Raw genomic sequence first — 23674 nt, 5'->3', positions numbered from 1 at the left:
TTTTTGCATCGTTAGGTTTTCTGATGGACACCAGCCCTGAAGGGGACGTGTTCCGGCCCCTCCCGGGAGGAGCGCAGCCCGTCGTCCTGGCGGGTCCTGTATTTCGTGGAGTGCGAGAGATTTTATGTCTTTTCTGAAGAGTCGCAGCTGGCTTCTGTCTGCCAGCGCTTTGGTTGCCAGTGTGGCCCTGTCTGGCATGGCTGCCGCAGCGCCAACGGTCCAGACAAAGGACTGGGGTCGTCTTTCCACTGGCAAGAAGGTGCAGGCAATCACCCTGACCAATGATCATGGGGTGAAGGTTGTCGTGCTGACCTATGGCGCCATCATCCATGAGATGGACGTGCCGGACCGCAATGGCCGCCTGGGGAACGTTGTTCTGGGCTTTCCGAACATTGCCGGGTACGAAAACCATAACTCCGACCCGCACTTCGGTGCCGTGCTGGGGCGTGTGGCCAACCGTATTTCCGGTGGTGTCTTCACTCTGGAAGGTGAGAAGTATCATACGAGCGTCAATGAGGGGCCGAACACCCTCCATGGCGGTGCTGAGAGCTTTGACCGCAAACTCTGGAAGATCGTTCGCAAGGGCGTGGACTCCCAGGGGGCCTATGTTGTGCTGAAGATGGTCAGCCCCGATGGTGATCAGGGCTTCCCGGGTGAGCTGAAGACGCAGGTTACCTATCGTCTGAGCGGCAACGACACGCTGAGCCTGAAGTTCAATGCGACGACCAAGGCTCCGACGGTCGTGAACCTGTCCACGCACAACTACTGGAACCTCAATGGCGAGGGTTCCGGGAGCATTGCTCCGGAAGTGGTGCAGATCTATGCCGACCGTTTCCTGAGGACAGACGAGCACTCCATTCCGACGGGTGAGCTGGCCTCTGTTGAGGGGACACCGTTCGATTTCCGTCAGCCACGCACGGTGGGTGAAGGTCTGGGCAGTGCAGACCCGCAGATGGCTCCGCAGGGTGGCTATGACAAGTGCATGGTCCTCATCGGCCCATCCCAGCCGGGCAATACGGAGCGTGTCGTGGCCCGTGTGACGGATCCCCGTTCCGGCCGTGTGATGGAAGTTGCCACCAACATGCCGGGGATGCAGTTCTATTCCGGCAACCATCTGTATGGCAATTATCAGGGGCCGTCTGGCCGTCCATATGGCAAATGGGAAGCTCTGGCTTTCGAGCCTGAATTCTTCCCGAACAGCCCGAACATGCCGAACTTCCCGAGCATCGAGCTGAAGCCGGGTCAGACCTATGATTACGGGATGAGCTTCCATTTTTCCCGTCAGTAAGGGCTGAGGCTTTCAGGAGCTGAATCCTGGGAAAGGAGCCGGGCCGGTGCAGTCATGCATCGGTCCGGCTTTTTCATTGGTGGGTATTCCGGCTTTGTGGTGAGCTGAAAAGAGGGCCGGAACAGATCATCAACAGTAGAGGAGGGCGGTTTTCTCAGGAGTCGCCTGATTCCATCCACATTCTTCCCGTCCCGGCACACAGGATGATGCCCCAACCTGTCCCCTGAACTGGGGATAAGTCGGGGCGTGCCGGTCATATCTGATAATTCGTGAAGTCCTGGTCCATGTCGCCAAAACGGACGATACGGGCGGGGTTGCCCACGGCGGTGGAACGGGGCGGGACATTGCCCAGCACGACAGAAGCGGCTCCGACACGGGCATGGGCACCGATTTCCAGATGGCCCAGTATTTTGGCACCAGCGCCAATCATGCAGCCCTGCCGGATGACAGGATGGCGCTGCCCGCTGTTTTTGCCGGTTCCCCCGAGCGTGACCCCCTGAAAGAGGGAGACGTCATCCTCAATGATGGTGGTTTCCCCGATGACGATACCTGTGCCGTGATCGATTGTGATGCGCTGGCCGATGCGGGCGGCAGGGTGGATGTCTATACCGAATTTCTCGTTCACACGGCTCTGGAAGTGATAGGCCAGTGGTCTGCGGCCAGCCAGCCAGAGATGATGGGCAATACGGTAGGATTGCAGGGCATGAAACCCCTTGAAGAACAGGAACGGCGTAGCAAGGTCCGGGCAGGCGGGGTCCCGCTGGAAGGTCGCCACGATATCCGATGCTGCAGCCCGGACGATGTCGGGACTGGCCTCCAGCGTGGAGGCGACAAGGTGCATCAGGGCGGCTTCCGACATGGCCCGGTCTGTCAGCTTGGCGCTGATCAGTGATGTCAGGGCAGAGGCAAAATCCGCATGGTTGCAGATATTCACTGCAAAAAGCCCCTGGATCAGAGCATCGGAACAGCCGCAGGCCTGCGCCCGCATGGTGGTCCAGAATTCTTCCAGAAATCCGGGCTCTGATGAGGAGTGTGGAAACCTGTCGAGAAAAGTGGCCATAGCTGTTTTCTTATAGCCCCATGGCACGTTGGACAAAACCATGACGCAGGGATGGCAGGCGCTTCAGGGCCATGAGTCCCGCATGGCGAGCATGACGGATGAGGGGCATGTCGGTGCTGAAGAGCCGCTCCATCATGTCGCAGCCTGCCAGCATGGCGAGATTGCCCGGACGGCTGAGACGCTGATAGCGTCGCAGCAGTGCAGGGTCTCCTAGATCCTGTCCCTGCGCATGGGCGTCTCCCAGAAGGTCATTCAGGGTGCGGACATCACGGAAGCCGAGATTCATGCCCTGACCCGCCACGGGGTGCAGCCCGTGCGCTGCATCCCCGGCCAGAAGCAGCCGTGTGGCGCAATAGCGATGGGCATATTGCGATGCCAGAGGGTACGTCCAGTGGGTGCCCGCCTGCTCCAGCGCACCAAGGTCTTCCCCACAGAGACGGTCCTGAACCAGCCGGGCAAAGCTGCGGGCATCAAGCCGGGTGAAATGGTCGATGCGCTCGGGCCGGTCTGTCCAGACGATGGCGGAGCGGTGAGGGTGGGCTTCGGTGGCAGGAAGAGGGAGCCGGGCGAAAGGCCCCTGCGGCAGGAAGTTTTCCAGAGCACTGCCGTGATGGGGTTTCTCATGGGCCAGAACGCTGACCAGGGCAACCTTGTGATAGGGAATGCGGGTCAGCCCGATGCCGGCCTGCTCGCGGAGGAGGGAGCGTCGCCCGTCTGCGGCAATGACAAGGGAGGCCGTAACGGTGTCCCCCGTATCCAGGGTGATCCGGGCGCTGTCGGGCGAGAAGGTGAAGCGGCCCGTTGCTGGTGCCCGGACATCCAGCCCAGGCTGGGCCATCAGGGTACGGGCGATGGCTGCCAGAAGGTTGTGGGCTTCCACCATCCAGCCGAAGGGGCGGCCTTCTGGGGCATCATCACCGGTAAGGCTCAGCCCGTCTGCAATGCTGCTGCGGGATGCCGAGGGAATGCGCCCCTGACTATCGGTGACATGGATGGTGGTGATGGGTTGGGGAGACAGGGGCAGGGCCTGCCAGATTCCCGCTTCTTCCAGCAGGGGGCGGACGCCTTCAGCAAGGGCATACGCCCGGCCATCGGGATTCTGCGCCGGGGTGGGAGAGAGGGGAGCCCGCTCCAGAAGGAGGATGCGCAGCCCTTTCTGCGCAAGCAGGCAGGCCAGTGTCGCCCCGATGGGGCCACCACCATTTATGCAGAGGTCGTAATCCGTGCCCATGGCAGATGTTCCTTCCGGCCCGGTGAATGGCAGGATGCTCCCGTCATGGCGGTACTTTCCGTCAAAGGAGCAGGTCTATCGTGTCTAGCCCTATCCTTGCGGAAAAGAAAGTCTTGCAGAAATCGTTATGAAGGTGGCACGATTTTGTCTTCATGCAGCAGAAGAGCCATGGGAGAGGGCCGCAAGGGATGAAACTTGTAACGGCGATCATCAAACCGTTCAAACTGGACGATGTGCGGGAGGCTCTTGCCGAGCTTGGCGTGCATGGCCTGACAGTGACGGAGGTACGGGGCTTTGGGCGCCAGAAAGGCCAGACGGAAATTTACCGTGGGGCGGAATATACGGTCAGCTTCATTGCCAAGATCAGGGTGGAGACAGTCGTGGCGGATGAGCGTGTGCCAGACATCATCCAGGCCATCACGGAGACGGCCCGGACAGGCCGCATCGGTGATGGGAAGATCATGGTTACCAATGTGGAACAGATGGTGCGCATCCGTACTGGGGAAACCGGCGAGGGAGCTCTGTGATGCGTGCGATTGATACGGGTGATACCGCCTGGATGCTGGTCAGCACGGCGCTGGTCCTGTTGATGACCATTCCTGGTCTGGCTCTTTTCTATGCCGGGATGGTGCGGCGCAAAAACGTGTTGTCCACCATGATCCAGTCTTTTGGCATATGCTGTATTGTCAGCATTGTCTGGATGGTGCTGGGCTACAGTCTGGCCTTCACGACGGGCACACCCTGGATTGGTGATCTGTCCCGTTTCTTCCTGGGGGGGGTGGCAGAGCATATCCATCAGGGTGCGGACGGAGCCTTCACGCTGGGCGCCGGGACTTCGGCTGAAACCCCCATGACCATCCCGGAAAGTGTCTATCTGATGTATCAGATGACCTTCGCCATCATCACGCCAGCCCTGCTGACAGGCGCTTTTGCCGGGCGAATCCGCTTTGCGGCACTTTGCGTGTTCACGATCCTCTGGTCCCTGCTGGTCTATTCTCCCATTGCCCATTGGGTCTGGAGTCCGCTGGGCTGGGTGGCTGGTCTTGGTGCCGTGGATTTTGCGGGTGGAACGGTCGTGCATATCAATTCCGGGGTGGCTGGTCTTGTCTGTGCCATCATGATCGGCCGTCGGTATGGGCTGAAGCGGGATGATATGTCCCCGCACAATCTGGCCTATGCCATCATCGGGGCTTCCCTGCTCTGGGTGGGCTGGTTCGGCTTCAATGCCGGGTCGGCACTCGGTGCGAATGGCCGTGCCGGCATGGCCATGCTGACAACGCAGATCGCCGCTGCTGGTGGTGGTGTTGGCTGGATGGTGGTGGAATGGTGGCGGCATGGCAAGCCGACGGCGCTGGGCATCATCTCCGGTGCGGTGGCGGGCCTTGTGGCTGTGACCCCGGCTGCTGGCTATGTGCTGCCCGGTGGGGCTCTGGCCATCGGGCTGATAGCCGGTGGCGTCTGCTTCTACAGCGCTGCCGTGCTGAAGAACAGGCTGGGCTATGATGACAGTCTGGATGCCTTTGGTGTGCATGGTGTTGGTGGCATTGTCGGAGCCCTTCTGACAGGTGTGTTTGCTTATGGGCCGCTTTCAGCGACGGCAGCCAGTCCTGCCGGTGTGAGCGGCGGATGGAGCCAGCTTCTCCGGCAGGCTGAGGCTGTCGGTGTCACGATTGTCTGGTCTGTCGTGCTGACGGCCCTCATTTTCTGGGTTGTGGACAGGCTGATCGGTATGCGTGTCTCTGCCGAGGAAGAGCAGATGGGTCTGGACCTGACCCAGCATGGCGAGCGACTGAACTGAGGCACTGGCAGGGCTGTTTTGTCTCTTGCCGGAGGCAGGGCAGCCCTATAAGGCTGGTAGGCAGTACGGTGAGGCCGGGCTATCCGCCCGGCTGACTGTGGCGTTCTGCCCCTGTGGCTGCGCTATCACGAACGATGAAAAAGGGGTGAGACTATGAAACTGTTGCGTCTGTGCCTGCCCATGGTGGCCTGTTCCGTACTGGGTGTTCAGGGCGCTCTGGCTGCTCCGTCTCCAGCGGGCAAGATGTCTGCGGCGGCCTGTCGTCAGGCTTTCAGCGATGCGAAGAAGGCCGGTACGCTGAATGGTCAGAAGTATGCCGATTTCAAGCTGGACCATTGCACGGGCAGCGCTGCGGCGGCTCAGTCCCAGTCTCCTGCTGCCTCCACGCCGGTCGCTTCTGCCCCGGCTGAGACAGGCAAGCCGGCTGCGCCAGCTGCAGCTGCTCCGGTTGCCAGCGGGAATGTCCTGTTCCCGGCTCGTGTTTCGCCGGAGTTTGCGTCTCTCTCACCGGGCAAGGCGCGTATGAAGACCTGCCTGGCACAGTATAATGCCAATAAAAGCAGCGGGCGTAATGGCAGCCTGAAATGGATCCAGAAGGGTGGCGGTTATTACTCCGAATGCAACACCCGGCTGAAGAGTGCAGCACAGTAAGCTGGTTCTGGTTGTTCCTGATATGGAAAAAGGCCCGCTCTTCCGCAGCGGGCCTTTTCTGTTGCAGGGCATTCTGAATGCCGGTGGGTTCAGGGCAGGACCGGTCCTGCCCAGTGCCACCATGCCTGGGCTATGTCCCTGTCCATCAGATGGTCTGCGGCCCTGATGGCTTGGTCAGCTGTCTCGAACAGGGCGAAACAGGTCGCTCCTGACCCACTCATGCGATGGAACCGCACCTGCGGTAGGGTTGCCAGAGTTTCCAGTACGGTCGCAATGACGGGCGCCTGAGCGATGGCATGGGGTTGGAGGTCGTTTTCCGTCTGCGCCAGAAAGGCGATGAGAGCGTCCAGCGTGGGCCAGCCTGCTTCCGGGAAGGCAAGTGGCGGGCGGGGGGTGATGCCGCCTGTTTCTGCCAGACGTCGGAAAATGCTCGGGGTGGAGACACCGACCCCCGGATTGACCAGAAGCATCCCCATCTCTGGCAGGGGCGGGGCTGCTGTCAGGATGTCACCAATCCCTTCCATGCGTGTGGCTTTTTGTGCCAGACAGACTGGGACATCCGCCCCCAGTGTTGGGGCGACATGGGCGGCCGCTTCCATTGGGAGGCTCCAGTGACGGGTCAGCAGGCGCAGGGCGCAGGCGGCATCGGCAGAGCCCCCGCCAATGCCGGATGCCACCGGTAGCCGTTTTTCCAGCGTGAGGGCAGCGGCGGGCTGTCTGGCTGCTTCCTCCCCCCGGGTCTGGCGCAGGGCCCGGGCGGCCTTCAGGACAAGGTTGTTTTCATCCGCTTCCAGTCCTTTTGCGAAAGGACCCTGTAGCGTGAGGCTGTCTGCCTGACCCTGTGGTCCGGTGGAGAGGTGGAGATGGTCACCCGCTCCAGCAAAGACAGCCAGACTGTCCAGCAGGTGGTATCCGTCTTCACGGCGCCCGGTGACGTGGAGGAACAGATTGATCTTGGCGTGAGCCATATCCTGATGCAGCGCCATGGCAGGGCATCCTTGCAGAAGAGGCCGGGCAAGGCGGGAGACTGATCTGCTCTGGCACCATGTCCGGGGGAGGGGTGTTCATTTCCGATGAGGCTATGTAACAAATTGAAAGCTCAAAGACCATGAGGGGGTGCAGCCGCCCCTTCATCCCGTGGAACTGTAGAGAAGAGATCTCGCTCATCATGGCATCTTTCCCGGCCTGCTCTGCTCAGGATGCTCTTGCTGCCCTCCGTCTGCATCAGGAATGGGGTGTGGATGCTGTCATGGAGGACATGCCGTGGGATGTCTGGGGTGAGAGCCCTGTTCTGCCGGATCGTGTGCGGGCCCGCCAGAAGGCTGCTGCTCCAGTGGAGAAACCTTCCGCGTCCCGTCGTGTTGTCAGGGGGCGGGACGAGGTGTTGGCTGATATCGCTGCGGCCCGGGATGTTGCCGCCCTGCTGAAGGCCAGCCAGCAGCTGCCGGGCGTTGGCCTGATGCGGACGGCCAAGCATCATCTGGCACCTGTCATCGTGGAGGGAGCCCCATTTCTGCTGGTGGGGGATGTGCCAAATGAGGATGAGGACCGGCATGGAACTCTTTTCGCTGGTCCCATGGGGGCCCTGTTGGACAGGATATTGGCCTCCATAGGGTTGAAGCGGTCCCAGCTTTCCATGGCGCCGGCCATCCCCTGGCGCCCGCCGGGAGGGCAGCGTGCCTCACAGCGTGATGTGGAAGCCTGCCTGCCCATTCTGCACAGGGCAGTGGCACTGGCACGACCTCGCCGGATTGTGACGATGGGCAGTACGCCTGCTGCCATGCTCTTACAGAATACCTCCCGGCTGAGTCAGTTGCGGGGGCGCTGGCATGAGGCTCATGTGCCGGGGCTGGAGGGGGGTGTGCCTCTGTTACCTCTCTGGCACCCGGCCCAGCTGGGGGAAACGGCGGGACGACGGAAGGCGCTGTGGGCTGACATGCTCCTGCTGGATGCGACTCTCTCACAGGAAGCAGCGCAGGCTGCCGATTCGTAGTCGGGAACAGGTGTTGATGCAGGAGGCTGAGGGCCGGAATGGGAGTGAATTTCATAATTTCTTAATTCTGTCGCTGACCAGATACAGAAAAAAAGCTAACAGCGTGTAAAATCAGAAGAATATTCTGGATTCCTGGCTAGGGAGCCGTTACTATGAAAGGCACACTGGAATTGTCTGGCTTGACGTCAAGGGTTGCCAGAAAAATAAAAGCGGGTTACGTCCCTCGGCATTATGCGATGGATATTGCCATGTGGGTCTCCCGCAGTGTGGCGTGGTGCCGTTCTCGGTGCTGCCATTCTGGCGGGAAACACTGTTTTTCCGGCGCAGGGGCAGGCTCTTTCTTTTCCGTCCCACGTGCCGGAGTATTCAGACGGTGAGGGCCACGATGCACCACCTTCTTCCATGGCGGGGGTTTCCCTGCCTCATCCTTTGCCGGCCACGGTGGCCGGACACTACAGGGCGCTTTTTGCGGCAGTCCGCTCAGGTGATGCGGCCCGTCTCGGGGAATTGACCCATGGCTCGGGGACGGATGGCACGGCGGGACAGCTCCTGCTGCCGGATTATCTGGCCGAGCGGTACCTGAGTATATATTTCACTCCTTCCGAGTCCGAGCTGGACAGCTGGCTCCGTCGTTATCCGGCTCTTCCTGATGCCCCGCTGCTCAGGCAGAAGCAGGAAGAGCTGCGTCGGGGGGTGTCTGCTGCTGCCCCGTCTGCCGGGTACCGGAATGTTGCGGATATCCAGCAGTCCGACCGGGCGACGCCCTTTTCCCAGACACTGGTCCGCAATGGTTTTCTGGAGCGGGACCTCATGGACAAGGCCTCCTCCGGGGAGGAAGGTGTCCGCAGGGCACTGGCCCAGCTGCGTGTCACACCGGGGATGTCTCCGGCTTATGCTGCCCAGCTGTATGGCGAGATTGCCATGCAGGCTCTGAGCCAGGGTGATACACGGACAGCGCTGCGTGTTGGTTCTGCCGGACTGGAGAAAGGGCAGTACCGGGTTGGGCTTCCTGCTTTTGCAGCTGGTCTGGCTGCCTGGCGGGAGGGCCAGCTTGATGCGGCCTACAGCCTGTTCGAAACGGCGGCCAATGCCGAGCAGACAGATGGTGACGTGCAGGCTGCGGCGTCTTTCTGGGCCGGACGTGTGGCGGAGCGGCACGGCAAGACAGCCCTGTATCGTACATGGCTGCGCCGGACATCCGTGCAGAGTGAGAGTTTCTATGGCCTGCTGGCCGGGCGCCTGCTGCATTCCGAGAAATCACAGGCCGCTGCCGTTTCCGGCGCCCTTTCCACGATCGGGCGGGCTGGTGCGAAGCAGGCATCCCTGAGTGAGGTGGACATTAATGTCGTGGCCTCCATGGGAGAGGGGGAGCATCTTTTCGCCCTGATCCAGCTCGGTGAGCAGGGGCGTGCCGAGATGCTGGCCCGCCAGATGTGGCAGGATGCGCTGGCTGACCCTGTTCGGGCACATTCGCTCCAGCTCGTCGTCAGAAAGGCCGGGATGCGTGCTCTGGCTGACCAGATGGAGCAGGCGCTGGCAAAACTGGATCATAAAGAGTTCAAGGATGCTCTGGGGCCATTGCCCGACCTGCGGCCCCATCATGGTTTCCGCCTGTCGTCGGCGCTCGTTTATGCGGTGGCCCGGATGGAATCCAATTTTGACGCCACGGCATCATCGGCTGCCGGGGCGTACGGGATGATGCAGGTGAGGCCGACGACGGCCAGCTTCGTAAGTGAGCAGTACCACCTGCCTCAGACGGTTGCAGCGGCTTCCAGTGATGATTTCAATCAGGAAATGCAGCGCCGCCTGCGGGAGCCGGGCTATAATCTGGAGGTCGGGCAGCTCTATATGCTTTATCTGGCCCACAGCCTTGCCCAGGGGGAACAGAGTGATGGGGCGTCGCTGCTGAAAGTTCTGGCCTCCTACAATGCGGGACCGCAGGCCATTCTCCGATGGGAAAGCGGCCAGAAGGGTCTTCAGGACCCGCTGATGTTCATAGAGTGCCTGCCCAGCCCGGAAACGCGCCAGTATGTACGCAATGTTCTGACCAATGACTGGGTATATGGCCGCCGTCTCCATGTGGCCACGCCGTCTCTCGTTTCTCTGGCTGATGGCCAGTGGCCGAGCTTCCGTGAGGAGGAGCAGGGGCGTGACTCGCCCAGCTGAGCTCTGATCCGGCATGCCGAGGGGTTCGTTTCACAAAGCCCAGACTGGAGTTTCATGCATGGCAGCATGAGGCTCCAGCTGGGTTTTTCTTTAAAAACCCACCGGAAACTGCCCTTTTTCGTAAAATGGACTTGCCGTAGGCGAGATGATGATGACTGAGATGTGCATGGGTGGCCCGCTTGCCCGGTGAGACGTCTTTCCCTAAAAAAGGCGATGCATGCTTTCCTCGATGAGAGTGGAAAGCGAGCGATGATAATATGATGCCGTGTCTCTCAGGGGGAATTATCCGTCTGTCTGTGGGGTGTCCAGCCGAACAGCGAGTGCTTCAATGTCTCTGAATTCCGTTGTTGAGAGTGTAACGTCCAGAATTATTGAGCGGTCCAAGACGTCCCGCCGTCGTTACCTCACTCTTATGGAGCGTAATCGTGAAAAAGGTGCAGACAGGTCCCGGCTGACCTGTGGCAACCTGGCTCACGCCGTCGCTGCTTCCAGCGCTGCTGACAAGCAGGAGCTGGTGTTTGAGCAGCGTCCCAATCTGGGGATCATTACGACCTATAATGACATGCTCTCCGCACACGAGCCCTATGGCCGTTATCCAGAGCAGATGAAGGTTTTTGCGCGTGAGGTTGGTGCCACGGCTCAGGTTGCTGGTGGGGCTCCGGCCATGTGTGACGGCGTTACGCAGGGGCAGGAGGGGATGGACCTCTCCCTGTTCTCCCGTGATGTGATCGCCCAGTCCACGGCTGTCGGTCTCAGCCATGCCATGTATGATGGTGTTGCTCTGCTTGGCATCTGCGACAAGATCGTGCCGGGCCTGCTGATGGGTGCGCTGCGCTTCGGCCACCTGCCGGGTATGCTGATCCCCTCCGGCCCGATGACCTCCGGCCTGCCGAACAAGGAAAAGGTCCGTGTCCGTCAGCTCTATGTGCAGGGCAAGATCGGCAAGGATGAGCTGATGAAAGCCGAAATGGCTTCCTATCACAGCGAAGGGACCTGTACTTTCTATGGTACGGCCAATACCAACCAGATGATGGCGGAGTTCCTTGGGCTGATGATGCCGGATTCCTCCTTCATTCCGGTTGATACGCCACTGCGTCAGGCCATGACACGTGCCGGTGTGCATCGTCTGGTCGAGATCAGCAACAAGGGCAAGGATCCCCGCCCGATGGCGGAAGTTGTCAATGAGAAGGCCATCGTCAATGCGATTGTCGGCCTGATGGCAACAGGTGGTTCCACGAACCATACCATCCATATCCCGGCCGTGGCCCGTGCTGCTGGCATCATCGTGAACTGGGAAGATTTCTCCGATCTCTCCGCCGTCGTGCCGACACTCTGCAAGGTCTATCCGAGCGGTCCGTCCGATGTGAACAAGTTCAACGAGGTTGGTGGCCTGCCGACGGTCATCGCCGAGCTGTCCGATGCAGGTCTGCTGCACCGTGATGCTCCGACCATCTCCGAAAACGGCCTTGAGGACTACGCCAAGCGTGCCCTGATGGGGAATGACAAGAACGTCGTCTACACGCCGGCCAAGCCTTCCAGCGATCCGGAAATCCTGCGTGGTGCGAAGGAGCCGTTCCACCCGGTGGGGGGCATCCAGCTGCTTCAGGGCAATCTGGGCCGTGGCGTGTACAAGTCCAGCGCCGTGGCAGACAACCTGCTGACCATCGAGGCTCCGGCCCGTGTCTTCCAGTCCCAGACCGCCGTGAAGGAAGCCCAGAAGGCTGGCGAGCTGCATCGTGATGTCGTTGTGGTCGTCATCGGTCAGGGGCCCCGCGGCAACGGGATGCCCGAGCTGCATAACCTGATCCCGTCCCTCGGCGTCGAGCTGGACCAGGGTTTCAAGGTGGCTCTGGTGACGGATGGCCGTCTCTCCGGTGCCAGCGGCAAGGTTCCGGCCGTGGTGCATGTTGGTCCAGAAGCCCAGGTGGGCGGACCGCTCGCCAAGGTGCGTGATGGCGATGTCATCCGTGTCTGTGCCCGCACCGGCAAGCTGGAAGCTCTGGTGGATGAGAAGGAATGGGCCGCCCGTACGCCGACCAAGCCGCACCGTGCGACAGCCGGTACGGGGCGTGAACTGTTCGCCCTCATGCGTGAGGTGGCTCCGTCCGCCGAAGAGGGTGCTTCACCGATGCTGTTCATGATGGATCGTGAACTTGAAGAAATCGGTGACGATGTTGAGAAAGGAACCGAGGTATGAGCTACATCGAGAGACTGGATGCGGTGATGGACCGCAGCCCGATTATGCCTGTTCTGGTGGTTGAGGATGTGGCCAAGGCCCGTCCGATCGCCGAGGCTCTGGTCGCTGGTGGCATCTCCACTCTGGAAGTGACACTGCGTACACCGGCTGCTCTGGATGTCATCTCTGAGATGTCCAAGGTTGAGGGAGCTCTGGTCGGTGCCGGTACGGTGCTGAATACCGAGCAGATGGACAAGGCCATCAAGGCCGGTGCGAAGTTCATCGTCAGCCCTGGCATCACGCCGGCTCTGGCCAAGGGTGCGCTGGAGCGTGACATTCCGTTCCTGCCCGGCACGGCCAATGCCAGCGACATCATGATGGGTCTGGACCTGGGGCTGCGCCGCTTCAAGTTCTTCCCGGCCATGACCAACGGTGGCATCCCGGCCCTCAAGGGTCTGTCCGCCGTGTTTGGCAACCTTGGCGTGCGTTTCTGCCCGACAGGCGGCATCACCGAGGCTACCTACAAGGACTGGCTGGCCCTGCCGACCGTTGGCTGTGTCGGTGGTTCCTGGCTGACAGCTGGCGATGCGTCTCCTGAGGAAGTCGCCAAGCGGACCAAGGCTCTGGGCCTGCGCTAAGACTGGCGCTGCATGAACCGGGGGGAGTTCCCCCGGTCTGAAAGATGGCGGGCTGTACGGCATGGCTGTACCCCGCCATTTTTGTATCTCGCTACAGGAAAGAGTGTGGACGGGGTGCCTGTTGTATTCAGGTAACAGACTGGTCGGATAATCATGAAAAAGTGATCTTTCAGTTAAAATGTATCCCGTTCCCTGATACAACTCTGACCAGTCAGTCAGGAGGGATTGTTGCAGGCTGTTCGTGCTCATATGACGTCAATCATCGGCCTGTCCGGTGTGCTGCTGACGGCCATCATGACGACACTGAACGAACAGGTCTCGGCGCAGGGTCTCAATGACATCATGGGCGGGATGGGACTGAGCCATGATCCGTCCCGCTGGTTTGTCAGTCTCTATACGTCAGCACAGGTCATCGGGGCCGGACTTTCGCCGTGGATGGCCATTACTTTCAGCCTGCGGCGGTGGGCCTTTTTCGTGCTGGGACTGGCGGTGTGCAGCATCGTGCCCACGGCGTTCTGCCAGACGCCGCTCCTGCTTTACATCCTGCGGAGTGTGCAGGGGCTGGCCGGTGGTTTCGCCATCCCGCTGCTCATGTTTTCCATTCTCAAGATACTGCCCTTCAACCTCCGGGCCTATGGCCTGGTGGCCTACACGCTGGTTTCCACCTGTTTCCCCTATCTTGGGACAATGCTTGCCGGATTATGGACGGACCTGCTCAGCTGGCAGTGGATCTTCCTTCAGGCCATTCCGCTGGGAGCATTGGCAGGGCTGCTCATCTGGTACGGGATGCCCGTCATGGAGCCACAGCATCACCGGCTCCAGATTTTCAACGGGTATGGCCTTCTGTTCTTTGCCGTGGCGGCCTGGTGCCTGACGACCGTCCTCTCCCTTGGGGACTGGCTGGACTGGTTCAATTCACCGCTGGTCTGTGTGCTGGGCGCCATCGGGCTGGCAGCTGTGCCACTGCTGATCTGGAATGAATGGAAGCATCCTCTGCCGTTTTTCCGTTTTCAGCTGCTCAGCCGGAACAATTACATTTACGGGGTCGGGGGGATCAGCCTGTTCGTGGTGGTGTCCCTTTCGGCCTCCGCCGTGCCCTTGCAGTTCCTGACGAAGGTTGTGGGGTACCGGCCCGAGCAGAGCTATCTCGTGACGCTGGAAGTCGCCGCCGTGGAGATCGCCATAGCCCCGCTGGTGGGTTACCTGCTCAACCGGCGGGATGTGGACTGCCGGATTGTCGGCTTCTTCGGCATGGTCTGCATGTTCATCGCCTGTTGTGGAGATTCACTGGTCACTTCCGTGTGGCAGAGGCCGGAATTCTATCTCTGGCAGTTTCTTCAGGGGATTGGCGGTGTGATGGTGCTGTCCTCCCTTCTGCTGATGTCCACCAATGCTGTGGTGGCGGAAGAATCGCCCTTTGCCGTGGCTCTGGTGAACATGCCACGGGCCTTCATGATGGTTGGTGGTACATGGCTGATGGAGCTTGTGGGCCGCTGGCGGGGCGGGCTTCATTCGGACAGGTTGGCGGATCATCTGGGGCAGTATCGTTATGCGCTGGTGCAGGGCAGCAGCCCGCTCATCCAGAGTCCGACACCGCTCCTGCCGGACGGACGGCCCCGCTATCGGGGAAGCATGGGGTACCTCAAGGAGCAGTTCCATCATCAGACAGCCGTTCTGACCCTGTCGGACCTGTTCTGCGTTCTGGCCGCCCTGCTGGGGGTATTGATGGTTTTCATCCTGCTTGTCCCCGTGCGGACCTATCCGCCATGGGTCGTGTTCGCTCCCCGTGGAGCAAGGAAATCCCCTGACCATCCGGCAGCTCATCACAAGGAGACAGTCAGGGCATGAGGGAAGAGCAGAGACACGGGATGATGGGCATGACAAGGCGGGGGAGATGGGGATGACGCAGAAATCAGACAAACAGGCCGGAGATGCCCGCCCGCAGGCCAGTGTCACCAGAACGGTTCCGAGTGACGGGGCTGCTCTGGCACGGGAAAGACGGCGACGCTGGCCGTTCCTGCTGGCCGGGGGGATCATCCTTGCCTTCATCATCAGCGTGCTGGTCATTGTTTTTGTGCCCGCAGCGCATGTCTGGACGAATGATGCCTACGTGACGGCCCATTACAGCGTCATTGCTCCCCGTGTGCCGGGGCAGGTCGTGTCCGTCCCGGTGGATGACAACCAGACCGTCCATGCCGGGGACATTCTGGTGCAGCTGGACCCACGGGACTATCAGACGGCCCTAGACCAGGCCCGGGCGGTGGAAGCCCATGACCGTGCCCTCGTGATGGATGCCGCTGCCAGCGTGGCCCGCCAGCCCGCCATCATTGCCGAGGCAAAGGCACGGGTGGCCCAGCTTTCCGCCCAGCTCCTGTTCGCACGGCAGAATGCCAGCCGCTATGCCCATCTGGCCCTCAATGGTGCAGGCAGCCGGGAAGAGGGTGAGCGGACCCGGGCCAGTCTGGATGATCTGACGGCGTCCCTTCAGGCAGCGGAGGCCCAGAGGGATGCCGCCGAGGCGCAGCTCCGTGTGCTGGAGGCCCGGCAGGATTCCAGCCGCCGTCAGGTGGACGTGGACCGGGCACGGGTGCATCAGGCCGAGCTGAACCTGTCCTATACGGCCATCCGTGCGCCCTTTGATGGCATGGTCGGGGAGCGCACGGTGCAGAGCGGCAACTATGTGCCTGATGGCGCAGCCCTGATGGTGGTCGTGCCGATGGACCAGCTCTGGATCGAGGCGAACTATCGGGAGCTGGCCCTCCAGCACATGCGCCCCGGCCAGAAGGCCCACATCCATGTGGATGCGTACGACATCGACCTTGATGGTGTTGTGGACAGCGTGCCTCCGGCTTCCGGTGCGGCCTTTGCGCCTCTGGCCCCGGAGAATGCGACCGGCAACTTCACCAAGATCGTCCAGCGTCTGCCCGTCAAGATCACGCTGGTGCCGGGGCAGCCTCTGGCCCGCCTGCTGCGGATGGGTTTCTCTGTCGAGACGACCGTGGATACGGGGCTGAGTTCCGTGGTCAGGGCGCAGACCCGGACGGACCGGGCGGTGACGGACAAATGAGCATGAAGGGTCTGTCTGTCTGCGGTCGGGGGAAAGTGGCCAGATGGGCCATGCTGGGGCTGGTCTCTCTGGGTGGATGTGTGCGGATGGGGCCGGACTATCATACCCCGAAGGAGAACGATCAGCCTGCGGCCTGGCAGAAGGCGGCGGATGTGCGGGAGAGGCGGAGCCGTGGTTTCACCAGTCCGGCCACGGTGGATGTCAGCTGGTGGCAGCAATGGCATGACCCGGTCCTGAACCGGCTTGTGGAGCGGCTCTCCCGGGAGAATCTGGATATCCGGCAGGCCGCCACCCGTGTGCTTCAGGCCCGGGGGCAGCTGAAGGTCGTGGCGGCGGAAGGTGTTCCCAGCCTGAACTGGGCCGGGTCCTATACATGGACACAGCAGAGCCGGAAGGGCTTCCTGACGCTCGCCCAGCCAGCTCCGGGCTCCAACCTGCAATATGAGCAGTATGCCAATATCGGCTCGGCCTCGTGGGACATGGATGTGTTTGGCCGCATCCGTCGCCTTGTGGAAGCCGGCAAGGCCCGTGTGGACGAGCAGCAGGCCTATGCCCGTGGCATTGCGCTGGCCCGTCTGGCCGATTTCGTGGAGGCCTATCTGCGCCTGCGGGCGGTTCAGGCCCAGATAGGCCTGACAGAACGGCATCAGGCCCTCGTGCGGCATGATCTGGCCCTCGTGCTGGCCCGCCAGAAGGAGGGGGCGGCCAATGATCTGGAAGTGGCGCAGGCCCGTGGGCAGGTGGAGCAGACAGACAGTGCCCTGCCGCCCCTGCGGGACATGCAGGCCGCCCTGATCAACACGATGGGGGTCATGCTGGACCTTCCGCCCCGTGCGCTGGAGGAGGACCTTCTGCCGGTCCAGCCCCAGCTGGATGTGCCCGTTTCTGTCGGGGTGGATGTGCCCTCCAGTCTGGCGCAGCGCAGGCCGGACATCATGGTGGCGGATGCCCGCCTCCATGCGGCCACGGCGGAGGTCGGGGCGGCGAAGGCGGCCTTCTATCCAGATATCAATCTGGCGGGCAATCTGGGGACGCAGAGCCTTTCGGCCGGGGACTTCTTCATGCCTGCGGCCAAGTATTTCACGCTTGGCCCGACCGTGAACGTGCCGATCTTTGAGGGGGGGCGCCTGCGGGGCACGCTGTCCCTGAAGAAGGCCGAGCAGCAGGAAGCTGCTCTGGCGTATCGGCAGACGGTCCTGAATGCGTGGCGGGATGTGGATGATGCCATCACGAGGCTGGCCCAGATTCAGCTCCGCTATCAGCATGTCACGGAACTTGTGGCGCAGAACCGGAAGGCTTACCGGGCTGCCCGCCTGCAATATGAGGATGGGGCCGTACCTTTTCTGGAAGTGGACCGGGCGGAGTCCATGTTGCTCTCCAGTCAGGTGACGTTGGCGGATCTGCGGATGGAGACGACACTGGCCGCTGTCAGTCTTTATCGGGCACTGGGTGGGGGCTGGCAGCCCGTGCTGGCTGCCACCGAGCAGCGCATGACGGCAGAGGCTGGAGGAAGGAGCGGGGAAAGATCGGTCCGGTAGGGCTGGGGAGACAGAAACGTGGCTTTTTTGCGAGGTCGTGATGTGAATCTGTCTTGCACAGCCGGAAGGTGAGGGATATGCCACAAGCATGACTGATACACGCTTTTCTCCCCGTCGTGCCCTTCTGTCCGTTTCCGACAAGACAGGGCTGGTTGATCTGGCCCGTGCCCTCGTGGCCCGGAATGTTGAAATCCTCTCCACGGGTGGATCGGCCCGCACGCTGCGTGAGGCTGGCCTGCCGGTAAAGGAAGTCTCCGAGCATACGGGCTTCCCCGAGATTCTGGATGGCCGGGTCAAGACGCTGGTACCGTGGATTCATGGCGGTATCCTTGGGCGGCGGGACAAGGAAGAGCATAAGGCGCAGATGCAGGAACATGGCATTGCGCCGATCGATCTGGTCTGCGTCAATCTGTATCCTTTTGCGGCCACGGTGGCATCCGGTGCGGATGCAGAGCAGTGCGTGGAGAATATCGATATTGGTGGTCCGGCCATGGTGCGGGCTGCCGCCAAGAATTTTGCCTCCGTGGCCATCCTGACAAGCCCGGCCCAGTATGCGGGCTTTCTGGCGGCTCTGGAGCAGGGCGGCACGACGCTGGCCGAACGCCGGGATTGGGCCGCTGCGGCCTACACCCATACGGCAGCCTATGATGGCATGATCTCCGCCTGGTTTACCCGCCAGGGTGATGAAGAGGGCAAGGTCGCCCTGCCGCCGGTCCTGACACTCTCCGGCCAGCGTGACGAGCTGCTGCGCTATGGTGAGAATCCCCATCAGGCAGCGGCCTTCTATCGGGATGGCAGTGCCCGGCCCGGTCTGGCCACGGCAAGGCAGATTCAGGGCAAGGCTCTGAGCTACAACAACCTGAATGACACGGATGCTGCCTTCGAGGCTGTGGCCGAGTTTGACGAGCCGACGGTGGTGATCGTCAAACATGCCAATCCGTGTGGTGTGGCTTCTGCCGCCACGCTGGTTGAGGCATGGAAGGCTGCGCTGCGCTGCGATCCGGTTTCAGCCTTTGGTGGAATCGTGGCCCTGAACCGCACGCTGGATGAGGCTACGGCGGAGCAGATCAGTGCGATCTTTACCGAGGTGATCGTGGCTCCTGATGCTGATGAGGGGGCGAAAGCCATTCTGGCGAAGAAGAAGAACCTGCGCCTGCTGCTGACCGGTGGTGTGCCGGATGCACAGGCTCCGGGCCTGTCCTTCCGGTCCGTTTCTGGCGGGTTCCTTGCCCAGAGCCGGGATAACGGGCATGTCACGGAGGACATGCTGAAGGTCGTGACCAAACGCAAGCCGACAGCGCAGGAAATGGCGGATCTTCTCTTCTCCTTCCGTGTTGCCAAACATGTGAAATCCAACGCCGTGATCTATGTGAAGAATCAGGCTACGGTGGGTATCGGTGCCGGGCAGATGTCCCGCGTGGACAGTGCCCGGATCGCCGCCCGCAAGAGTGAGGATGCCGCGCATGCAGCCGGGGAGTCCGAGGCTCTGACAAAAGGGTCCGTTGCTGCTTCCGATGCGTTCTTCCCCTTTGCGGACGGGCTGGAGAGTGTGGTTGCCGCAGGGGCCACGGCTGTCATCCAGCCCGGCGGGTCCATCCGGGACCAGGAAGTGATTGACGCAGCCGATGCTGCCGGGATTGCCATGGTCTTCACGGGGATGCGCCACTTCAGACATTGAGGTTCCATGATGATCACCCGATTTTCTGCTCTTTTCGTCCTGATGGGGAGCCTGCTGGGCGGGCTTCCTGTGGTGGCTCAGGCAGCCGACTGCCAGTATGACGTGAAGCCCGTTCCGGTCTTCACCGGTACGGTCAGTCGCATTACGGGTGATGGGGTCCTGTTCGCTGATGGGCGGGATGTTGTCATGCCGGAATCCCTGCTGCCGTTCGTGCGTCTGGCCAATGAGGTGAAGGTGCACGGGCTGGTCAGCCTCGATGGGCGGAAAATCTGGGTACTGGCCCTGTACGACAAGGACAGGCTGGTCTGTCCTTCGGTCCTGGATGTCCGCAAAGGGGCCTACCCCGGTTCAGCTGCCTATGATGTGATCGAGCATCAGGGTGGCGGGTCTCCCTGAGCCGTTCCATGAACATTGCCTTTGTTGCTGCTTCCACCGAGGCTGCACAGGAAGCCTTGGAGCGTTTTACTGAGCGTTATGGCAATGTCCCGCTGGACCAGGCCGAGGTTCTGGTGTGTCTGGGGGGGGATGGCTTCATGCTGGAGACGCTGCTGCATATCTGTGGCAGTGATATTCCTGTCTTTGGCATGAATTATGGGACAATCGGTTTCCTCATGAACAGCCCGGCGGAGGATCACCTGCCCCAGCGGCTGGCTTATGCCCAGCATACGGAGATTGCTCCCCTGCACATGTGGGCCCGGACAAAGTCTGGCGAGCTGCATGAAGGTGTTGGTTTCAATGACGTGTTTCTGTATCGGGAGACCCGTCAGACGGTTCATATAGGCATTGAGATTGATGGCCGGGTGCGGATGTCCCGTCTGATTTGTGATGGCATCATTCTGGCTACGCCGGCTGGTTCAACAGCGTATAACCGGTCGGCCCATGGGCCCATCATTCCCCTGGGGGCGGAGCTGCTGTCTCTCACGCCCATTTCTCCGTTCCAGCCCCGGCACTGGCGGGGGGCTCTTCTGCCTGCAGGCGTGACAGTCCGTTTTACGCTTTATGACACGGACAAACGTCCCGCTTCGGCTGTGGCCGGGCCTGAGGAGATCCGTGACGTGAGTGAGGTCATCGTCAGGCTGGACGATGAAAAGAAGGTGACGCTTCTTTTCGATCCTGATCACAGCCTGTCCGAACGGATCATTGCGGAACAGTTTGCTGAATAAATCATTACTTTTTAAATGCCAGTGGAGCAATTTTCTGTCTGGGGAGGAATTCTGACAGAAATGTTCCTTTATGTCTGATCGAATTCATTTTAATGTTTTGGCCAATCAGTAAAGATGGAGACATGAGATGCGCGGGACGATCCTGAACTATGATATACGCAATGGTGAGGGCATCATTAGCGGGAACGATGAAAAACGTTACTCTTTCAAGGGGGCCAGCTTCGGCTCTGAAGGTGCCTTCCTGAAGAATGGTGCAGTTGTCGATTTTGATGTGCAGGGTGATGAGGCCCTGTCCATTTTCATCGTGCCCGGGTCTGGCCAGACGCCAGCAGGAAATCTCTTTGAAGAGGTGGGTGGCAAGTCCAAAACGGCTGCCGGGATTCTGGCCCTCTTTCTGGGTGGGCTGGGCATCCACAAATTTTATCTGGGATACACCCGGGCAGGTCTGATCATGCTGCTGGTGTCGGTTCTGGGGTGTATTCTGGTGCTCCCTCCCGTCATCATCGGGTTGATCGCCTTCATCGAGGGAGTGATTTACCTGACAAAATCTGATGAAGATTTTTATTGGGTCTATGTACAGAACCGCAAGGAATGGTTCTGAGCCTGCCTGCTCCAGCAGGGTGAATTTTGCAGCCCGGGTACCCGTCTGACGGGGCCCGGGCTGTAATGTTTCGTAGGGGTCAGCAGGCTGGTGTAAGCAGGGGTTTCCCGCTGAAGTGAGCCAGCAGGTTGTCGATGATGTTCTGCCCCATGGCCAGCCGTGTCTCGATGGTGGCGGAGGCCTGATGGGGCTGGAGCACGACATTGTCCAGCGTGGAAAAAGCCGGATTGATGGTCGGTTCATTCTGGAAGACATCCAGCCCCGCCCCGGCGATCGTCCTGTCCTTCAGGGCGGCCAGCAGGGCTTCTTCGTCAATCACGCTGCCCCGGGCTGTGTTGATCAACACACCATCCTTGCCAAGTGCTGCCAGTATGTCGGCATTGACGATATGTTTTGTGGCAGCAGTGGCAGGAAGGGTGATGACGAGCACATCCGCCCATGCGGCCAGTTTTTCAAGGCTGGGTTCAAAAGTCAGAGGGCTGCCTTCACGGGGGTGGGGGTTGAAGTAGGCGACCTCCATGTTGCTGGCCTGTGCCCGCCGGGCTACGGCCTGACCGATGCGACCGAAACCGGCGATTCCCAGTTTCCGACCATTGAGAGAATGAGCCAGAGGGGGCAGTTTCCCAGCCGCCCAGCTGCCATTCAGCAGGAACTGCTCATTGCTTCTGAGATTGCGCTTCAGGGCCAGCAGGAGGAGCATGGCCATGTCGGCCACGTCATTGGTGGAAATGTCCGTGGTGACGGTAACCCGGATATGCCGCCTCCTGGCTTCTGCAAGGTTAATCCTGTCCAGCCCGACGCCATTGACGGCGATGATCTCCAGATGGGGGAGGGCGGCCATGACCTCCGGTGCCACACCATAGGACCCGCCCGTGGCAATGGCCCGGATTTCCGGTGCGATTTTTTTTAGCTCATCCATGGTGCTGAAATGATGGATGACGAAATGTTCCCCCAGTGTTGCCAGTGTGGGTTCCGGGAGCGGTTCCAGCAGGAGAAGATGCTGCTGTGTCTTTGGTGTTGCCGTCATGATGCGCACTTTCAAGAGGTGGGGAGCAGGCGGGGATCAGGTCCAACCTGACCGCTGCCTAGCAGGTGGAAGGTCTGTCCAGAAAGCGGGCAGCCAGAGCCTTGCAGCCCGCTTCAACATCCCGCCACGTAGTTTCAAAGCCTTCTTCAGGACCGTAGTAGGGGTCGACTACATCATCCCCCCGCCGGCCGGAAACATGGTCCAGCAGAAGGCTGACATGGGCCTTGCTACCAGCAGGCTGAAGCTTTTTCAGGGCAGCAAGGTGGGACCGGTCCAGTGCGATGATATGGTCGAAGCGGTCAAAATCCACGGTCCTGACCTGGCGGGCCCGGAGCTGGTTGCCATCCAGACCATGGCGCCGTGCCGTGGCACGGGCACGGGGGTCAGGCCGGTCGCCTTCATGCCAGTTTCCCGTGCCAGCGGAATCAATGTCGACCATCAGGCCGCGCTGTTCCGCCTCCCGGCGCATGGCCAGCTCTGCCAGAGGAGAACGGCAGATATTGCCAGTGCAGACAAAAAGAAATGAAGGAAAGGAGGATGAATCTGTCATGCGTTTGTCAGCCATATGAAGAATGCCAGAGTCAATATGGAGCTGATCGTACCGAAAAAAAGGACCGAGGCGATTTCACGCTCCATCATGTGATAGCGCATGGCGAGAATGACATTCATGGCAGCGCTGGGCATGGCCATGGCGAGGACACCTTCCTGCAAGGTCAGAGAGGGAAGGTGCCAGACAAAGGCCAGCATGCAGACACCAAGAGGGATAAGGACATTTCGGCCCAGCACCATGAGTCCTACAGGCAGGCTGAAGCGGACCTGCCGGGCGCAGAGGACAACCCCGGAGGCAAACAGCGCCGTGCCGCCCGTGGCGTGTCCCAGCAGCTGGAGTGAACTTTTGAGGGGGAGGGGCAGGTGAATATTGGCCAGAACCATCAGGAAGGCCAGCATCGGCGCCCAGACGACGGGTTCCCGGCAGGAATGGAGCAGATGGCCCCCCAGCTCTCGTAGCGTGGTCTGCCATGTGGGGTTTGTTTCGGCATCCTGTTGCTGCCGTTGTTGGCGCTGCTGGTCGTGATTCATCAGGATCAGTGTCAGCGGAATCTGACAGAGATTCATGATGAGCGAAGCGACGGAAATAGGAACGGCGCTGGTTGGGCCAAAGAGCTGCCCAAGAACAGGAATCCCGATGAAGGGAACAGAAGGGCCTGTCACGGTCATGGTGATCAGGGCTGCTTCTCCCTGTCGGCGTCCCAGCCCCCAGCGCAGGATGGCAAAGAGGACGATATACACGCCCAGCATGGCAACAAGGATCAGCCCAGCCAGCGGGCCCGCAGAGAGGACCCGCTCCCGTGGAGTGCTGAGAATGGAGGCCAAGAGGGCCAGCGGCAGGGCATAAAGCATGACAAGGCGGATGAGGACACCCGCCTGATGGGAATCAAAATCCCGCCGCCATGCTGCCAGATACCCCAGCCCGAGCGTGACCAGTATGGGCAGGATGGCTTCTATGATTGTCAGGAAAAGGCCTGTTGTCATGGGCTGCCATCAGTCCTGCGTTGGAAAGCGATGAAACAGCCTATGACGTTTTGGAGCCCGGGGAAA

General features: G+C 60.7%; 21 protein-coding genes. 15 read left to right on the top strand and 6 right to left on the bottom strand.

Annotated features, from left to right (window positions below; translation table 11 throughout):
* The first annotated feature begins 124 nt into the window (after positions 1-124).
* Positions 125-1288 carry an aldose epimerase family protein gene (locus J8Z04_RS08030; RefSeq protein WP_086431281.1) on the top strand — a complete coding sequence of 388 codons (1164 nt, stop codon included), beginning with the start codon at positions 125-127 and terminating at the stop codon, positions 1286-1288.
* Positions 1289-1541: 253 nt separating this feature from the next.
* On the opposite strand, the gene cysE is transcribed toward J8Z04_RS08030, so the two are convergent.
* Both cysE and J8Z04_RS08020 read right to left on the bottom strand, forming a co-directional pair.
* A complete protein-coding gene (cysE, locus tag J8Z04_RS08025; RefSeq protein ID WP_227449693.1) occupies positions 1542-2276 on the bottom strand; it encodes a serine O-acetyltransferase in 735 nt (244 codons plus the stop codon).
* A gap of 82 nt (positions 2277-2358) precedes the next feature.
* Positions 2359-3579, bottom strand: coding sequence for an FAD-dependent monooxygenase (locus tag J8Z04_RS08020; RefSeq protein WP_043558262.1), 1221 nt, complete (start codon positions 3577-3579; stop codon positions 2359-2361).
* A gap of 188 nt (positions 3580-3767) precedes the next feature.
* Between J8Z04_RS08020 and J8Z04_RS08015 the strand changes: the two genes are divergently transcribed.
* The 3 genes from J8Z04_RS08015 (at position 3768) to J8Z04_RS08005 (ending at position 6028) form a co-directional block, all read left to right on the top strand.
* Entirely contained in the window at positions 3768-4106 is a 339-nt protein-coding gene (locus J8Z04_RS08015; protein WP_043558265.1) for a P-II family nitrogen regulator, read from the top strand.
* Complete coding sequence (locus J8Z04_RS08010; RefSeq protein WP_043558267.1) at positions 4106-5377, top strand: ammonium transporter; 1272 nt, start codon at positions 4106-4108, stop codon at positions 5375-5377. The genes J8Z04_RS08015 and J8Z04_RS08010 overlap by 1 nt, the downstream gene beginning before the upstream one ends.
* A 153-nt stretch (positions 5378-5530) precedes the next feature.
* Positions 5531-6028 (top strand): hypothetical protein, encoded by a 498-nt coding sequence (locus J8Z04_RS08005; RefSeq protein ID WP_081562712.1) that lies wholly within the window; start codon positions 5531-5533, stop codon positions 6026-6028.
* 89 nt (positions 6029-6117) lie between these two features.
* Here J8Z04_RS08005 and J8Z04_RS08000 read toward each other — a convergent pair whose 3' ends face one another.
* A complete protein-coding gene (locus tag J8Z04_RS08000) occupies positions 6118-7014 on the bottom strand; it encodes a 4-(cytidine 5'-diphospho)-2-C-methyl-D-erythritol kinase (RefSeq protein ID WP_103765232.1) in 897 nt (298 codons plus the stop codon).
* Positions 7015-7196: 182 nt separating this feature from the next.
* Between J8Z04_RS08000 and J8Z04_RS07995 the strand changes: the two genes are divergently transcribed.
* From J8Z04_RS07995 to J8Z04_RS07945, 11 genes are all read left to right on the top strand, one after another.
* Positions 7197-8021, top strand: a complete 825-nt coding sequence (locus tag J8Z04_RS07995) for a uracil-DNA glycosylase (protein ID WP_181005177.1) — start codon at positions 7197-7199, stop codon at positions 8019-8021.
* 402 nt (positions 8022-8423) lie between these two features.
* Positions 8424-10187 carry a transglycosylase SLT domain-containing protein gene (locus J8Z04_RS07990; protein ID WP_192848429.1) on the top strand — a complete coding sequence of 588 codons (1764 nt, stop codon included), beginning with the start codon at positions 8424-8426 and terminating at the stop codon, positions 10185-10187.
* A gap of 328 nt (positions 10188-10515) precedes the next feature.
* Positions 10516-12384, top strand: coding sequence for a phosphogluconate dehydratase (gene edd, locus J8Z04_RS07985; RefSeq protein WP_043558274.1), 1869 nt, complete (start codon positions 10516-10518; stop codon positions 12382-12384).
* A complete protein-coding gene (eda, locus tag J8Z04_RS07980) occupies positions 12381-13001 on the top strand; it encodes a bifunctional 4-hydroxy-2-oxoglutarate aldolase/2-dehydro-3-deoxy-phosphogluconate aldolase (protein WP_043558277.1) in 621 nt (206 codons plus the stop codon). The genes edd and eda overlap by 4 nt, the downstream gene beginning before the upstream one ends.
* A 249-nt stretch (positions 13002-13250) precedes the next feature.
* Positions 13251-14849 (top strand): MFS transporter, encoded by a 1599-nt coding sequence (locus J8Z04_RS07975; protein WP_192848430.1) that lies wholly within the window; start codon positions 13251-13253, stop codon positions 14847-14849.
* 52 nt (positions 14850-14901) lie between these two features.
* Positions 14902-16068, top strand: coding sequence for an HlyD family secretion protein (locus J8Z04_RS07970; protein ID WP_081562703.1), 1167 nt, complete (start codon positions 14902-14904; stop codon positions 16066-16068).
* A gap of 2 nt (positions 16069-16070) precedes the next feature.
* The gene (locus tag J8Z04_RS07965; RefSeq protein WP_227449677.1) at positions 16071-17606 is read left to right on the top strand and encodes an efflux transporter outer membrane subunit; all 1536 of its coding nucleotides are present in this window, start codon (positions 16071-16073) and stop codon (positions 17604-17606) included.
* Between the two features lie 88 nt (positions 17607-17694).
* Positions 17695-19284, top strand: a complete 1590-nt coding sequence (gene purH, locus J8Z04_RS07960; RefSeq protein WP_192848431.1) for a bifunctional phosphoribosylaminoimidazolecarboxamide formyltransferase/IMP cyclohydrolase — start codon at positions 17695-17697, stop codon at positions 19282-19284.
* Positions 19285-19290: 6 nt separating this feature from the next.
* Positions 19291-19680 (top strand): hypothetical protein, encoded by a 390-nt coding sequence (locus J8Z04_RS07955; protein WP_081562697.1) that lies wholly within the window; start codon positions 19291-19293, stop codon positions 19678-19680.
* Positions 19681-19688: 8 nt separating this feature from the next.
* Entirely contained in the window at positions 19689-20447 is a 759-nt protein-coding gene (locus J8Z04_RS07950; RefSeq protein ID WP_043558284.1) for an NAD kinase, read from the top strand.
* A 127-nt stretch (positions 20448-20574) separates the two neighbouring features.
* Positions 20575-21048 carry a TM2 domain-containing protein gene (locus J8Z04_RS07945; protein WP_192848432.1) on the top strand — a complete coding sequence of 158 codons (474 nt, stop codon included), beginning with the start codon at positions 20575-20577 and terminating at the stop codon, positions 21046-21048.
* Between the two features lie 79 nt (positions 21049-21127).
* Here J8Z04_RS07945 and J8Z04_RS07940 read toward each other — a convergent pair whose 3' ends face one another.
* The 3 genes from J8Z04_RS07940 to J8Z04_RS07930 are packed head-to-tail and all read right to left on the bottom strand — an operon-like array spanning position 21128 to position 23608.
* On the bottom strand, positions 21128-22075 hold the full coding sequence (locus J8Z04_RS07940; protein ID WP_192848433.1) for a 2-hydroxyacid dehydrogenase: 948 nt from the start codon (positions 22073-22075) through the stop codon (positions 21128-21130).
* Between the two features lie 58 nt (positions 22076-22133).
* Positions 22134-22625 carry a low molecular weight protein-tyrosine-phosphatase gene (locus tag J8Z04_RS07935; RefSeq protein WP_043558581.1) on the bottom strand — a complete coding sequence of 164 codons (492 nt, stop codon included), beginning with the start codon at positions 22623-22625 and terminating at the stop codon, positions 22134-22136.
* The gene (locus J8Z04_RS07930) at positions 22622-23608 is read right to left on the bottom strand and encodes an AEC family transporter (RefSeq protein ID WP_192848434.1); all 987 of its coding nucleotides are present in this window, start codon (positions 23606-23608) and stop codon (positions 22622-22624) included. Before J8Z04_RS07930 ends, J8Z04_RS07935 begins: the two co-directional genes overlap by 4 nt.
* Positions 23609-23674 lie beyond the last annotated feature (66 nt).

Source organism: Bombella apis (genome assembly GCF_018221685.1).
GTDB classification, from domain to species: Bacteria; Pseudomonadota; Alphaproteobacteria; order Acetobacterales; family Acetobacteraceae; genus Bombella; species Bombella apis.
The sequence above is the reverse complement of the archived record's forward strand: the minus strand, read 5'-3'. Positions and strand labels throughout refer to the sequence as shown.

Coding starts and splice junctions, on each gene's coding strand:
- J8Z04_RS08030 (WP_086431281.1), top strand. CDS start 125: ATGTCTTTTCTGAAGAGTCGCAGCTGGCTTCTGTCTGCCAGCGCTTTG.
- J8Z04_RS07965 (WP_227449677.1), top strand. CDS start 16,071: ATGAAGGGTCTGTCTGTCTGCGGTCGGGGGAAAGTGGCCAGATGGGCC.
- J8Z04_RS07930 (WP_192848434.1), bottom strand. CDS start 23,608: ATGACAACAGGCCTTTTCCTGACAATCATAGAAGCCATCCTGCCCATA.
- J8Z04_RS07950 (WP_043558284.1), top strand. CDS start 19,689: ATGAACATTGCCTTTGTTGCTGCTTCCACCGAGGCTGCACAGGAAGCC.
- cysE (WP_227449693.1), bottom strand. CDS start 2,276: ATGCGGGCGCAGGCCTGCGGCTGTTCCGATGCTCTGATCCAGGGGCTT.
- J8Z04_RS07955 (WP_081562697.1), top strand. CDS start 19,291: ATGATGATCACCCGATTTTCTGCTCTTTTCGTCCTGATGGGGAGCCTG.
- J8Z04_RS08015 (WP_043558265.1), top strand. CDS start 3,768: ATGAAACTTGTAACGGCGATCATCAAACCGTTCAAACTGGACGATGTG.
- edd (WP_043558274.1), top strand. CDS start 10,516: ATGTCTCTGAATTCCGTTGTTGAGAGTGTAACGTCCAGAATTATTGAG.
- J8Z04_RS07935 (WP_043558581.1), bottom strand. CDS start 22,625: ATGACAGATTCATCCTCCTTTCCTTCATTTCTTTTTGTCTGCACTGGC.
- J8Z04_RS07945 (WP_192848432.1), top strand. CDS start 20,575: ATGCGCGGGACGATCCTGAACTATGATATACGCAATGGTGAGGGCATC.
- J8Z04_RS07975 (WP_192848430.1), top strand. CDS start 13,251: ATGACGTCAATCATCGGCCTGTCCGGTGTGCTGCTGACGGCCATCATG.
- eda (WP_043558277.1), top strand. CDS start 12,381: ATGAGCTACATCGAGAGACTGGATGCGGTGATGGACCGCAGCCCGATT.
- J8Z04_RS08000 (WP_103765232.1), bottom strand. CDS start 7,014: ATGGCGCTGCATCAGGATATGGCTCACGCCAAGATCAATCTGTTCCTC.
- purH (WP_192848431.1), top strand. CDS start 17,695: ATGACTGATACACGCTTTTCTCCCCGTCGTGCCCTTCTGTCCGTTTCC.
- J8Z04_RS07990 (WP_192848429.1), top strand. CDS start 8,424: ATGGCGGGGGTTTCCCTGCCTCATCCTTTGCCGGCCACGGTGGCCGGA.
- J8Z04_RS08005 (WP_081562712.1), top strand. CDS start 5,531: ATGAAACTGTTGCGTCTGTGCCTGCCCATGGTGGCCTGTTCCGTACTG.
- J8Z04_RS08010 (WP_043558267.1), top strand. CDS start 4,106: ATGCGTGCGATTGATACGGGTGATACCGCCTGGATGCTGGTCAGCACG.
- J8Z04_RS08020 (WP_043558262.1), bottom strand. CDS start 3,579: ATGGGCACGGATTACGACCTCTGCATAAATGGTGGTGGCCCCATCGGG.
- J8Z04_RS07970 (WP_081562703.1), top strand. CDS start 14,902: ATGACGCAGAAATCAGACAAACAGGCCGGAGATGCCCGCCCGCAGGCC.
- J8Z04_RS07940 (WP_192848433.1), bottom strand. CDS start 22,075: ATGACGGCAACACCAAAGACACAGCAGCATCTTCTCCTGCTGGAACCG.
- J8Z04_RS07995 (WP_181005177.1), top strand. CDS start 7,197: ATGGCATCTTTCCCGGCCTGCTCTGCTCAGGATGCTCTTGCTGCCCTC.